The sequence below is a fragment of the Salinicola salarius genome (assembly GCF_002179555.1).
GTDB classification, from domain to species: domain Bacteria; phylum Pseudomonadota; class Gammaproteobacteria; order Pseudomonadales; family Halomonadaceae; genus Salinicola; species Salinicola salarius_A.
Window position 1 is genome coordinate 17,916 of sequence record NZ_NHOU01000029.1, and the last position, 13,346, is coordinate 31,261.

At 63.8% G+C, this 13,346-nt stretch carries 10 protein-coding genes and 1 pseudogene; 8 read left to right on the plus strand and 3 right to left on the minus strand.

Annotation, left to right across the window (positions count from 1 at the left end):
• Window positions 1-5 precede the first annotated feature (5 nt).
• The 5 genes from atpA (at window position 6) to glmU (ending at window position 5,995) form a co-directional block, all read left to right on the plus strand.
• Window positions 6-1,550, plus strand: coding sequence for a F0F1 ATP synthase subunit alpha (gene atpA, locus CCD76_RS16000; RefSeq protein WP_087720436.1), 1,545 nt, complete (start codon window positions 6-8; stop codon window positions 1,548-1,550).
• A gap of 77 nt (window positions 1,551-1,627) precedes the next feature.
• Window positions 1,628-2,518, plus strand: coding sequence for a F0F1 ATP synthase subunit gamma (gene atpG, locus CCD76_RS16005; RefSeq protein WP_087720437.1), 891 nt, complete (start codon window positions 1,628-1,630; stop codon window positions 2,516-2,518).
• Window positions 2,519-2,599: 81 nt separating this feature from the next.
• Window positions 2,600-3,973 carry a F0F1 ATP synthase subunit beta gene (atpD, locus tag CCD76_RS16010; RefSeq protein WP_087720438.1) on the plus strand — a complete coding sequence of 458 codons (1,374 nt, stop codon included), beginning with the start codon at window positions 2,600-2,602 and terminating at the stop codon, window positions 3,971-3,973.
• A 27-nt stretch (window positions 3,974-4,000) separates the two neighbouring features.
• On the plus strand, window positions 4,001-4,426 hold the full coding sequence (locus tag CCD76_RS16015; protein WP_087720439.1) for a F0F1 ATP synthase subunit epsilon: 426 nt from the start codon (window positions 4,001-4,003) through the stop codon (window positions 4,424-4,426).
• Between the two features lie 180 nt (window positions 4,427-4,606).
• Window positions 4,607-5,995: a bifunctional UDP-N-acetylglucosamine diphosphorylase/glucosamine-1-phosphate N-acetyltransferase GlmU gene (glmU, locus tag CCD76_RS16020; RefSeq protein WP_087720440.1), complete on the plus strand. Its 1,389-nt coding sequence runs from the start codon at window positions 4,607-4,609 to the stop codon at window positions 5,993-5,995.
• A gap of 480 nt (window positions 5,996-6,475) precedes the next feature.
• On the opposite strand, the gene CCD76_RS16025 is transcribed toward glmU, so the two are convergent.
• Window positions 6,476-7,588 (minus strand): DUF1615 domain-containing protein, encoded by a 1,113-nt coding sequence (locus CCD76_RS16025; RefSeq protein ID WP_087720441.1) that lies wholly within the window; start codon window positions 7,586-7,588, stop codon window positions 6,476-6,478.
• Window positions 7,585-8,733: an acetylornithine deacetylase gene (argE, locus tag CCD76_RS16030; protein WP_087720442.1), complete on the minus strand. Its 1,149-nt coding sequence runs from the start codon at window positions 8,731-8,733 to the stop codon at window positions 7,585-7,587. Before argE ends, CCD76_RS16025 begins: the two co-directional genes overlap by 4 nt.
• A gap of 177 nt (window positions 8,734-8,910) precedes the next feature.
• On the opposite strand from argE, the gene CCD76_RS16035 reads away from it, so the two are divergent.
• Both CCD76_RS16035 and glmS read left to right on the plus strand, forming a co-directional pair.
• Window positions 8,911-9,687, plus strand: a complete 777-nt coding sequence (locus CCD76_RS16035; RefSeq protein WP_087720443.1) for a DeoR/GlpR family DNA-binding transcription regulator — start codon at window positions 8,911-8,913, stop codon at window positions 9,685-9,687.
• A 29-nt stretch (window positions 9,688-9,716) separates the two neighbouring features.
• The gene (glmS, locus tag CCD76_RS16040; protein ID WP_087720444.1) at window positions 9,717-11,606 is read left to right on the plus strand and encodes a glutamine--fructose-6-phosphate transaminase (isomerizing); all 1,890 of its coding nucleotides are present in this window, start codon (window positions 9,717-9,719) and stop codon (window positions 11,604-11,606) included.
• A 112-nt stretch (window positions 11,607-11,718) separates the two neighbouring features.
• On the opposite strand, the gene CCD76_RS16045 is transcribed toward glmS, so the two are convergent.
• Window positions 11,719-12,654 (minus strand): oxidoreductase, encoded by a 936-nt coding sequence (locus CCD76_RS16045; protein ID WP_087720445.1) that lies wholly within the window; start codon window positions 12,652-12,654, stop codon window positions 11,719-11,721.
• A 291-nt stretch (window positions 12,655-12,945) separates the two neighbouring features.
• On the opposite strand from CCD76_RS16045, the pseudogene CCD76_RS16050 reads away from it, so the two are divergent.
• Window positions 12,946-13,346: pseudogene (locus tag CCD76_RS16050) on the plus strand (IS481 family transposase); the annotation flags it as partial.

Below are 13,346 nucleotides of genomic sequence, written 5' to 3' on the forward strand. Positions count from 1 at the left end.
ATGGCATGCAGCAACTGAATCCTTCCGAGATCAGCGACATCATCAAACAGCGTATCGAAAAGCTGGATGTCGCGTCCGAAGCCCGTAATCAGGGCACCGTCGTCAGCGTCGCTGACGGCATCGTTCGCATCCACGGCCTGGCCGATGCGATGCTGGGCGAAATGATCGAATTCCCCGGTGGCATCTTCGGCATGGCGCTCAACCTTGAGCGCGACAGTGTCGGTGCCGTGGTCCTGGGCGACTACTTGGAACTCGAAGAGGGCATGACCGCGCAGTGTACCGGTCGTATTCTCGAAGTGCCGGTAGGTCCGGAGCTGGTCGGCCGCGTGGTCGATGCGCTGGGCAACCCGATCGATGGCAAGGGCGACATCGACGCCAAGATGACCGACGCGATCGAGAAGGTCGCGCCGGGCGTCATCACGCGTCAGTCCGTCGACGAGCCGATCCAGACCGGCCTCAAATCGATCGACGCCATGGTGCCGATCGGCCGCGGTCAGCGTGAGTTGATCATCGGCGACCGTCAGATTGGTAAATCGGCGGTAGCGCTCGACGCGATCATCAACCAGAAGGGCAAGGGCGTCACCTGTATCTACGTCGCCATTGGCCAGAAGCAGTCGACCATCGCCAACGTGGTGCGCAAGCTCGAAGAGCATGGTGCCATGGACCACACCATCGTGGTCGCGGCCGGCGCTGCCGATCCGGCAGCCATGCAGTATCTGGCGCCGTATGCCGGTTGCACCATGGGCGAATACTTCCGCGATCGCGGTCAGGACGCCCTGATCGTCTACGACGACCTCTCCAAGCAGGCCGTCGCCTATCGTCAGATCTCGCTGCTGCTGCGTCGTCCGCCGGGCCGTGAAGCCTATCCGGGTGACGTCTTCTATCTCCACTCGCGTCTGCTCGAGCGTGCAGCCCGCGTCAACACCGACTACGTCGAGAAGTTCACCAACGGTGAAGTGAAAGGCAAGACCGGTTCGCTGACCGCACTGCCGATCATCGAGACCCAGGGCGGCGACGTCTCCGCGTTCGTACCGACCAACGTGATCTCGATCACCGACGGCCAGATCTTCCTCGAGACCGGCCTGTTCAACTCCGGTATCCGTCCGGCGATCAACGCCGGTCTCTCGGTATCGCGTGTCGGTGGTTCGGCCCAGACCAAGATCATCAAGAAGCTCGGCGGCGGCGTGCGTCTGGCACTCGCGCAGTATCGCGAGCTGGCGGCGTTCTCGCAGTTCGCTTCCGATCTGGACGAGGCGACCCGCAAGCAGCTCGAGCACGGTCAGCGTGTCACCGAACTGATGAAGCAGAAGCAGTACTCGCCGTTGTCCGTGGCCGAGATGGGCGTCACGCTGTACGCCGCCAACGAAGGCTTTCTGGACGACGTCGCGGTCGACAAGGTGCTGGACTTCGAACGTGCCCTGCACGACTACATGAAGTCCGAGCATGCCGATCTGCTCGACAAGATCAACCAGAGCGGCGGATACGACGACGAGATCCAGCAAGGTCTCAAGTCGGGTCTCGAGTCGTTCAAGTCCACTCAGACCTGGTAAGCGGCGCGGCTCGCTCCATCGCGTGATGTGAGCGAGCCGGCTTGCCCGGCTGAGCGGCATGAATCAGGTGATCCGCGATGGCAGCTGCAAAAGAGATCAAATCCCAGATCGGGAGCATCAAGAACACGCAGAAAATCACCAGCGCCATGGAAATGGTCGCTGCGTCGAAGATGCGTCGGGCTCAGGAACGCATGGCGGCCAGCCAGCCCTATGCCAAACTGATCCGCCGGGTGGTCGGCCACGTCGCCGAGGCCAATCCGGAATACCGGCACGAGTACATGGTCGAGCGCGAGGTCAAGCGCGTCGGTTATATCGTCGTTTCCAGTGACCGCGGTCTGGCCGGTGGCTTGAACGTCAACCTGTTCAAGGCGGTGGTCAAGCATGCGCGCGACTGGGACCAGAAAGGCGTCGGTGCCGATTTCGCGGCCATCGGCAGCAAGGCCGGTGGTTTCTTCCGCAAGCGCGGCGGCAATCTGCTGGCAGCCAAGAAGGGCCTCGGCGATGCACCGGAAGCCCAGGATCTGGTCGGTAGCGTCAAGGTGATGCTCGATGCCTTCGATGAAGGCAGTCTGGATCGGCTTTACGTGGTGTACAACGAATTCGTCAACACCATGAGCCAGAAACCCGTCGTGCGTCAGCTGCTGCCACTCGAGGCAGTCGCGGACGAGAGCGAAGGGGAAGAACAACCCAGTCCCGGTGATACGCAGAAAAGCTGGGACTACCTGTATGAGCCGGATGCCAAGACCCTGCTCGATCACCTGCTGGTTCGCTATGTCGAATCCCAGGTGTATCAGGCCGTGGTCGAGAACGTGGCCTGCGAACAGGCTGCGCGCATGATCGCGATGAAGAACGCGACCGACAACGCCGGCAATCTGATTGACGATCTTCAACTGGTGTACAACAAGGCGCGTCAGGCGGCCATTACCCAGGAGATTTCGGAAATCGTCGGCGGTGCCGCGGCGGTATGACGGTATCGTCGCCTGCGAGGCGGCGATCTCGAGTACGGCTTGGCCTAACAGGTTTCATTTGCAGGTTTACGAGGAACCACTATGAGCGGACGTATCGTACAAATCATCGGCGCGGTGATTGACGTAGAGTTTCCGCGGGACGACGTTCCCAAGGTCTACGACGCGCTGACGGTCTCGGGTAAAGAGGCCGTTCTCGAAGTGCAACAGCAGCTCGGCGACGGCGTGGTTCGCGCTATCGTCATGGGCTCCAGTGAAGGTCTCCAGCGGGGCATCGAGGTAGTCAACACCGGTGCGCCGATTTCGGTGCCGGTCGGTAAGCAGACGCTGGGCCGCATCATGAACGTGCTGGGCGAGCCGATCGACGAAGCCGGCGAGATCGATGCCGAGCGCATGCCGATCCACCGTCAGGCACCCGGCTATGCGGATCAGGCCGCATCCAGCGACCTGCTGGAAACCGGCATCAAGGTCATCGACCTGGTATGCCCGTTCGCCAAGGGCGGCAAGGTCGGCCTGTTCGGCGGCGCCGGTGTCGGCAAGACCGTCAACATGATGGAGCTGATCCGTAACATCGCCACCGAGCACAGCGGTTATTCCGTGTTCGCCGGTGTCGGCGAGCGTACTCGTGAAGGTAACGACTTCTATCACGAGATGCAGGAATCCAACGTTCTCGACAAGGTCGCCCTGGTCTACGGCCAGATGAACGAGCCGCCGGGCAACCGTCTGCGTGTCGCCCTGACCGGCCTGACCATCGCCGAGAACTTCCGTGACGAAGGTCGCGACGTCCTGCTGTTCGTCGACAACATCTACCGCTACACCCTGGCCGGTACCGAAGTGTCGGCACTGCTGGGTCGTATGCCGTCGGCGGTGGGTTACCAGCCGACTCTGGCCGAAGAGATGGGCGCCCTGCAGGAGCGTATCACCTCGACCAAGACCGGCTCGATCACCTCCGTCCAGGCCGTCTACGTGCCGGCGGACGACTTGACCGACCCGTCTCCGGCAACCACCTTCGCCCACCTGGATTCGACCGTGACCCTGTCGCGCTCCATCGCCGAGCTGGGTATCTATCCGGCCGTCGATCCGCTCGACTCCACCTCGCGCCAGCTCGATCCGCTGGTCGTCGGCGAAGAGCACTACAACACCGCTCGCGGTGTGCAGAACGTGCTTCAGCGCTACAAGGAGCTCAAGGACATCATCGCCATCCTGGGGATGGACGAGCTGTCCGACGAAGACAAGCTGGCCGTGGCACGGGCGCGTAAGATCCAGCGCTTCCTGTCGCAGCCGTTCTTCGTCGCCGAGGTCTTCACCGGTGCGCCCGGCAAGTACGTGTCGCTGCAGGAAACCATTCGTGGCTTCCAGGGCATCCTCAACGGCGACTACGACGACATGCCGGAACAGGCGTTCTACATGGTCGGCACCATCGACGAAGCCGTCGAGAAAGCCAAGAGCATGAAGTAAGCCTGCAGACTCCCGGGAGATATCGCTATGGCCACATTTCAGTGTGACATCGTCAGTGCCGAGAAGGAGATCTTCTCGGGCAACGTCGAGCAGCTCATCGCTGCCGGCGTGGCCGGCGATCTGGGTATCCTGCGCGGTCACGCGCCGCTGCTGACCGAGCTCAAGCCCGGTCCGGTGCGCGTGATTCAGGAAAGCGGTGAAGAAGAGCTCTACTACGTCACCGGCGGCTTCCTCGAAGTGCAGCCGAACGTGGTTTCGGTACTGGCGGATACCGCCACCCGAGCCAGCGATCTCGATGAAGCGGAAGCCGAGCAGGCGCGTCAGCATGCGCTGGCCTCGCTCAACGAGAAGCAGACCGAGCTCGACTACGCGCGTGCCGCTGCCGAGCTGGCGGAAGCCACCGCTCAGCTGCGCACGCTGCAACAGCTGCGTCGCAAGGGTGGTCGCGGCTGACGGCAATCGCCGTGCACCGGCGCAAGTACCCGTGCAGTACACGCTAGTGCGGTACCTGAAGGCGACTCCCCGGAGTCGCCTTTTTCGTGGCCGCACGGTTCTTCCCGGATCCTCTGTCAGGGCGCGTCTTAAACGCTAGAATGACGCCCGGTTTCCATTGAACAGCGAAGGACTAACGCCATGACCCTCGACGTCGTGATTCTGGCCGCCGGCCAAGGTACCCGCATGCGCTCGAAGACACCCAAGGTGCTGCACGAGCTGGCGGGCCGTCCCCTGGTTCAGCACGTCGTCGATACCGCCGCGGGGCTGGAGAGCGCCAGGCTGCATGTAGTGGTCGGCCACGGTGGCAAGGCGGTGCGCGAGGCGCTGTCGAAAGCCGGGCCGACACCCGACGATCGCGAACTCGCCTTCTGCGAGCAGGCCGAGCAGAAGGGCACCGGGCATGCGGTAGCCCAGGCGCTGGATGGCCTCGGCGATGGCAAGGTGCTGGTGCTCTACGGTGACGTGCCGCTGATCCAGGCCAGGACCCTCGAAAGCCTGCTCGACGGCGTCGACGAGCAGCACATGGCGCTGTTGACGGTGACGCTCGACGATCCCGCCGGCTATGGCCGGATCGTGCGCAACGACAAGGACGCGGTCGTCGCCATCGTCGAACACAAGGATGCCGATGCCGGCCAGCGCGCCATCCGTGAGTGCAACACCGGCATCATGGCGATGACCAGCGCACAGCTGCGTCGCTGGCTGCCGCAGCTCTCCGCCGAGAACGCCCAGGGCGAGTACTACCTGACCGACGTGATCGCCATGGCCGCGGCGGATGGCGTCGAGGTCAAGGCGACCCAGCCGAGCTCGCCGGTCGAAGTCGAGGGTATCAACGATCGCCGTCAGCTGGCGGCACTGGAGCGCGCCTATCAGCGTCGCCAGGCGGATCGCCTGATGGCGGCAGGGGTCAGTCTCGCGGATCCCCAGCGTTTCGATCTGCGGGGAGAGGTCACCATCGGCCGGGATATCCGGATCGACGTCAACGTGATCCTGGAAGGTCAGGTGACGCTGGAAGACGACGTGGTCATCGGCCCCAACTGCGTGATCAAGGACAGCGTCCTGCGTCGCGGCGCGGTGGTGAAGGCCAACAGCCATCTGGAAGGCGCCGAGATGGGCGAAGGCAGCGACTGCGGCCCGTTCGCTCGGCTGCGTCCCGGCACTCGTCTCGGCGCCAAGGCGCATGTGGGTAACTTCGTCGAGACCAAGAACGCCACGCTGGGCGACGGCGTCAAGGCCGGGCACCTGAGCTACCTGGGCGACGCCGAGATCGGCCGCGACACCAACATTGGCGCCGGTACCATCACCTGCAACTACGACGGCGCCAACAAGCACCTCACCCGGATCGGCGAGCGGGTCTTCGTCGGCTCCAACACTGCCCTGGTCGCGCCGCTGGCGATCGCCGACGACGCCACCATCGCCGCCGGCTCCACCATCACCCGCGAGGTGGCGCAGGGCGAACTGGCGCTGGCCCGCAGCCGTCAGGTGGCCAAGCCTGGCTGGCAGCGGCCGGTGAAGACGCCGAAGACTTGATATGTTCGGGTCCTCGCTCGGGACTTATTCAATTCAAACGAGATCACTACTGACGAGAGCTTTACGACTGTCGTCGTCGTTATTGCGAGGGGCAAGCCCCTCGCGCTCCCCTTTTTCGCGCCACAGGCTCAGGAAACCCCGAGTCGATCTTCGTCTGTGCTTCGGGTCGGCGCGTAAGGACATCTGACCGCCATGGATGGCGGAAATGCAGAAAATGCAGGAGCTATTTTCTGCTCTGTCCCGGCGCGCCTCTAGCGTCCTGCTTCGCTAAAACATCCTGTCCCGCTTGCAGGGCCGGGGTTGGCCATCCATGGCCAACCCGTTCGGCGAACCAGACATCACTCAGATATCTGGTTCGCCTCACCCATGTCGCTAGACCCGGCTCGCCGAAGGTCGCTCGGGCTGAGCCTGGAAGGCGCTATAGGGCGGTTTCTTTCCAGCAACTGGGGAAACTTGCTGTTCAGCCTTCAATATTGGACATCACCGCCTCATGCACTGCTGCCAGCGGTCGTCGACCCGATTGGCGAACCATGCCGTGGTCAGGTTGCGGGTGATCTTGGGGCTTTCGAGCTTGATACCCGGTAGCCGTGCGTAGGGGATCGGCTGGTTTTCCTGTCGGGCCGCCAGCGAATAGACCTTTTCATAGAGCTCGGTCTGCTCGAATTCGAGGGAGTTCTCCTGCTCGAGCGCGTCGCGGATCTCGCCGTCGTCCATCTCCAGCTGGCGTTTCAGCGTGCGAACCGCCAGTTCGGTCTGCCCGGCCTGGCGGGAGCCGGGAATGATCAGGTCGCCGTCGAGCGCCAGCGGAATGCCGGAAAGCTGGCTCACCGCGGCCTGGAATGCGGCGTTGCGGCTGGCGTACCAGCCGGCGTTGAAGTCGGCGAAATGATAGATCGGCTCGTCGTAATTCGCGGGATAGTCGAGCAGGTGGGCAATCCCGAAATAGAGCCCGCCGCGCCGCGTGAACACCTCGTGACGAATCGAGTCGTCGATCGGGTACGGGTAGTGCTCGGCGTCGTTTTTGAGATAGTCCTCGGCGAAATCGACGCTGACCTGCATCGGGCCGCCGGTATGCACCGGGTTGAGGCTACCGAAGAGCTGGCGGCCCAGCGGCGCCATGCCGATGAAATCCTCGAAGATCTCGCTCATCTCCCGCTCGGTGGTGATGTGGTCGAGCCGCTCGCTGTAGGTCTCGCCGGTGGGCGACTCGAGATTCAGGCCCGCCTCGACCAGAAAGCCGGGAATGTGCAGCGCGCTGGCGCGACGCTCGATCTCTTCCCGGGCGATGGTCGAAAGATTGGGCACGCTGGGGTCGGCCGTATAGGTCGACTCCTGCTCGATCACCGCCAGCACCGAGCAGAGATTGTCCCGGGTCGCGGGCAGATTCTGAGCCGAGAACGCGGCGGTAATGTCCGCCGCCCAGCCATCGCGATCCTCGGCGGAGGCGGGAATCAGCGAGACCAGTTCGTTCTTCACGCTCGCCGGGCGCTGCTCGAAGCCGGGCTGAGGCGCCTGGGTGCTACAGCCGGCCAGCAGGGTCAGAGCAAACGCCGGCGCCCAGCGAAGCCTGGAAAGGCGTGTGAATCCCTTCATGCGCTCAAATGCTCCTTCAGTCTCTGCATCATCGCATCGCAGCGATCGAGCTGCTCGATAGCGATGAACTCGTCCGGCTTGTGGCCCTGATCCATGCAACCGGGGCCGCAGACCACGGTGGGAATGCCGGCTTCGTGGAACAGCCCGCCCTCGGTGCCGTAGGCGACGGTGCCGAAGTCATCGCGGCCCGACAGGGCGGCGATCAAGCGCGCCACCTCGCTCGAGGCCTCGGTGGTCAGCCCCGGGTAGGCCTGCAGCGGTTCGAACACGATATCGGTGTTCGGCTCGACCGCACGCATCCGGGGGAGCAGCTCGTTATCGGCGTAGCTGCGCATCTCGCGCTCCACCTCGCCGGCATCGAAGCCCGGCAGCGAGCGCACTTCCCAGTCGAAGCGGCATTCCGACGGCACGATGTTGAGCGCGCGGCCACCCTCGATCACGCCGGTCTGAATGGTGGAAAAAGGCGGGTAGAAGCGGTTGTCGTGACGCGCCGGATCGGCCAGCCGCTCGCCAATCTGGTTGAGCCGAGTAATCATCCTGGCGGCGTACTCGATGGCGTTGACGCCTTCCGGCGCGTAGGCGGAGTGGCAGGGCGCGCCATGCACCCGACAGCGCACGCCGAGCTTGCCCTTATGGCCCAGCACCGGCCTGAGCTCGGTGGGCTCGCCGATGATGCAGGCCAGCGGCTTGTGCGGTCTGCCTTCCAGCATCGAAATGATCGAACGCACGCCGAGACAGCCCACTTCTTCGTCATACGAAAACGCCAGATGGATCGGCGTCTTCAGCTCGGTCGCTTTGAGGCTTGGTACGGCCGCCAGCACGCAGGCGAGATAGCCTTTCATATCGGCGGTGCCACGGCCGTAGAGCTTGCCGTCGTGCTCGGTCATCTCGAACGCCGGCACCGTCCACGGCTGGCCATCCACCGGTACCACGTCGGTATGGCCGGAAAGCACCACGCCGCCGCGATCGGTCGGGCCGATCGTCGCCCACAGGTTGGCCTTGCTGCCATCGTCGTTGTGAATCAGCTCGCTATCGACGCCGTTTTGGGCGAGATAATCACGCACGAATTCGATCAGCGCGAGGTTGGACTCGCGGCTGACGGTATCGAAGCCGATGAGTTTCCCGAGGAGTTCCTGACTGGTCATGTCTGGAGGCCTTTTATGGTTGTTTCCGATGGCGACCATGATGCCGAGCCTGCCCAATGGTGGCTACCTCGTCATCCCGAGTATCGCAGGACTTGACGAGTTTGCCTCAATAAGCTTTGATTCGAACCTGTTAACTTTCGAATCGAAAGATAAAGGCCGAGTCTCGAAACCTGAATCATGCCCAAACGCGATACTGCCCAGCGCCGTCATGCCATTCTTGCCTACGTCAACGAACATGGGGAAACCCCGGTCGAGACGTTGGCGAGCCGCTTCGCGATCTCCGAAGTCACCGTCCGCAAGGATCTCAACACGCTCGAGCGCAGCGGCCTGCTGCTGCGGCGCTACGGCGGCGCGGCGCCACTGCCCCAGGAGATGCTGAGCGAGCCGGCGCAGATGCTGTCACCGTACAAGCAGGCCATCGCCCAGGCGGCGCGAGCGCGCATTCGCGAGCACAACCGAATCATCGTCGACAGCGGCACCACCACCGCCGCGCTGATCGGCGAGCTGGGCGGCCTGCGCGGGCTGGTAGTGATGACTAACTCGCTCGCCGTGGCCGGTGCGCTGCGCGAGCTGGAGTCGGAACCCGCGCTGCTGATGACCGGCGGCACCTGGGACCCGCATTCGGAATCCTTCCAGGGCCAGGTCGCCGAACAGGTACTGCGAGCCTACGACTTCGACCAACTCTTCGTCGGGGCCGACGGCATCGATCTCGAACGCGGCACCACCACCTACAACGAACTGTTCGGCCTGACCCGCGTCATGGCCGAGGTCGCCCGCGAGGTGGTGGTGATGGTGGAGGCCGACAAGATCGGCCGCCGTATCCCCAATCTGGAACTGCCCTGGGCGCGTATCGACACGCTGGTCACCGACTGGCGAATCGGCGATGACGCGGCGGCGGCCATCGAACGCCAGGACGTGACGCTGGTGGTCGCCGAATCGCCCGCCGAGCGGTAAGACAAAACGGACTCAGAAAGGAATCGACTATGTGTGGAATCGTCGCCGCGCTGGCTGCGCGCAACGTACAGGGCATCCTGCTGGAAGGGCTGAAGCGACTCGAATATCGCGGCTACGATAGCGCCGGCATGGCCGTGCTGAACGCCGCCGGCGAGCTGGCCCGCCAGCGTGCCAAGGGCAAGGTCGCCGCGCTCGAGGAGAAGCTCGAACAGGGTGCACTGACGGGCAGGATCGGCATCGCGCACACTCGCTGGGCGACCCACGGCAAACCGTCCGAAGTGAACGCTCACCCACACTTGGCACGCGAGCGGCTGGCGATCGTCCACAACGGCATCATCGAAAACTTCGAGCCGCTCAAGCGCGAACTGGAAGCTGACGGCGTGGTGTTCGAATCGGAGACCGATACCGAAGTCGTCGCCCACCTGATCGACCGCGCCTTTCGACATCGGGACAGCGCCAATCAGGACGGTGGCGAGACCGGCGACCTGCTGGCGGCAGTCCGGGCGACGCTCGACAGGATCGACGGCGCCTATGCGCTGGCGGTGATGCATGCCGATGCACCGCGGGAGATCGTCGGCGCCCGCAAGGGTAGCCCGTTGGTGGTCGGCGTCGGCATCGACGAGAACTTCCTGGCCTCCGATGCGCTGGCGCTGCTGCAGGTCACCGACCGCTTCATCTATCTGCAGGAAGGCGACGTGGTGCGCCTGTCTGATGTCAACGGCATCGAGATCTTCGCCGCCGATGGTCAGCCGGCCGAACGCCCGGTGCATACCTACGAACATGGCGACAGTGCCGCCAGTCGTGGCGAGTATCGTCACTTCATGCTCAAGGAGATTCACGAGCAGCCCGCCGTGATCGCCGCCACGCTGGAGGGCCGGTTGAGCGGTTCCCACGTGCTCGAAAGCAGCTTCGGCGTCGGCGCCAGGGCGCTGTTCGACCAGGTCAAGCAGGTGCATATCGTCGCCTGTGGTACCAGTTACCATGCCGGCATGGTGGCACGCTACTGGCTCGAGAAGCTGGCGGGCCTGCCGACCCAAGTCGAGGTCGCCTCCGAGTATCGCTACCGCGAAGTCGTCGTGCCGGAAAACACCCTGTTCGTCACGCTCTCCCAGTCCGGCGAGACCGCCGACACGCTGGCGGCACTGCGCTACGCGAAGAGCCGCGCCGACAGTCTCGACGAGCACGGCGGCCAGGGCTATCTCGGCACGCTGGCGATCTGCAACGTGCCCGGCAGCTCGCTGACCCGGGAATCCGACCTGGCGCTGATGACCCAGGCCGGGCCGGAAATTGGCGTCGCCTCCACCAAGGCGTTCACTACCCAGCTCGTCGCGCTGATGCTGCTGACGCTGTCGCTCCGCAAGACTCGCGGAGACGAACGGGAAACGGCGCTGGTTCAGGCGCTGCGCGGCCTGCCGGCGGTTCTCGATAGCGCGCTGGCCATGGATGGGCCGATTGCCCAGCTGTCGGAAGCGTTCGCCGAGAAGCACCACGCGCTGTTCCTGGGTCGCGGCACCCAGTTCCCGATCGCCCTGGAAGGCGCGCTCAAGCTCAAGGAAATCTCCTACATCCACGCCGAGGCCTATCCGGCGGGCGAGCTCAAGCACGGCCCGCTGGCGCTGGTCGACGCCGACATGCCAGTGGTCGCCGTCGCTCCCAACGACGAACTGCTGGAGAAGCTCAAGTCCAATCTGCAGGAAGTGCGCGCCCGGGGCGGCGAACTGTTCGTGTTCGCCGACGAAGGCGTCGCGCTGACCGCCGCCGATAATTTGCGCGTGCTCCACGTACCGCCTGTGGATGAATTGCTCGCCCCCATCGTCTACACCCTCCCGCTGCAGCTGCTCTCCTATCACGTCGCCGTGCTCAAGGGCACCGACGTCGACCAGCCGCGCAACCTGGCCAAAAGCGTCACGGTGGAATAGCACGTCACGGTGGAATAATGCGTGGTGATGGAATGCCGCGAGCGATGAAGACCCGCCAAGAGCGGCGGTCTTCATCCGGACAGGCGTTAGCCGTATCGGTTGTATCGGTCGTTCAACCGGCCGCCGCCGACCACACCGCGCCGGTCAACTCACACGAGACTGTCCACAGCCGCTCTTCCACCGCTGGGTCCTTGGCCGCCTTGCTGCGATGAGCGCGTTTCGGTTCGCCGCGGGTTTCGCTGAAGCCGTCGGGGCCGAAGTAGTCGCCGCCATCGACATCGCCGGCGAGAGCCGCATGAAGCGTCGGTTTGGCGCCTTCGGCGGCGGATTGGCTGAGCAGCGGCATTACCAGCTTGAAGACCTGGCCGGCCAGTGCGCGGCTCTTCACGCCGGCATCGAACAGCGAGGTGCGTGAAAGCCCCGGATGCGCGGCGAGGCTCGACAGCCCCCAGCCATGGCGGTCGCTCTGCTTCTGCAGCGCCTGGGCAAACAGCAGCATGGCGAGCTTGGACTGCCGATAGGCGCGCCACGGGTCGTAGTGCGTGTCGGCTTTGGAGTCAGAACCGAGATCGTCGAAATCGATCCTGCCGCTGCGATGGGCGAGGCTGGAAAGCTGGACGACGCGTGGCGCTCGGCCGTGGCGGGAAGAGGCCACCAGCAGCGGCAGCAGCAGGCTCGTCAGCAGGAAGTGGCCGAGATAGTTGACGCCGAACTGGCGTTCGAAGCCGTCTTCGGTGTGCTCCAGCTTCGGCGGCGCCATGATGCCGGCGTTATTGATCAGCCGTTTCAGCGTGGTCTCGCTTTCCCGCAGCCGGGCCGCGAACTGGCGTACGGACTCGAGGCTATCGAGATCGAGCAGCTCGAAGCGAACGTCGACACCGGGCCGGTGCTGGCGAACCGCGTGGCATGCGAGCTTGCCCTTGTCAGGGTTGCGGCCGGCGATGACGACCCGATACCCCGCGCTTGCCAGACCCTTGGCGGTTTCCAGGCCGAGGCCAGCGGTGGCGCCAGTGACAATGGCCAGTGGCGGCGATGCAGCGTCACTCATGGAACCCTCTCATCAACGTTCCCTCACCGAGTCTTTCATCAAGCTGTTCATCCAGGCTTTTCGCCGCTTTCTCTTACGGCTCTTCTTCCCGTCTTATCTTCTTCCCATCTTCCTCGGCTGATCAGGATAGCCCCCATGGCGGGCCGCGATGAAAGGCGGGCGGTGGATCGAAAGCGATTCATCGAGGATAGTGGATAAAATGCAGGGTCCCGGATGATCAGATCGCCTATAGAAGTTATCCTTTGCTAGCCGCCAGGGAGCTTCTTCAGCAATTCATCCGGGAGCAAGTTCATGGACATCAAGCTGCATAAACAAGCGACCACGACACCGAAGATCCGTGCCGAGATCCAGGCAGCGCCCTCCGGTATCACGGATAGCGAGCTGGCCCGCCAGTATGGTGTCGCCACCGCGACCATACAGCGCTGGCGGTACCGTGACGATGTCCATGATCGATCGCACACGCGTCACAACCTGCTGGCCACGCTCACGCCCGAGCAGGAGGAGGTGCTGATCGCAGCGCGCGAATTCCTTCGCCTCGGTCTGGATGATCTCCTCGTCGTGGCGCGTGAGTTCCTGAACTCCCGGTTGTCTCGCTCCGGCCTGCATCGCATGCTCCAGCGGCGCGACGTGCCGACACTAGCGGAACTGGCTCGGCAGGACGTCGGAGATGACGAGAAGCCGAGGCACAAGCC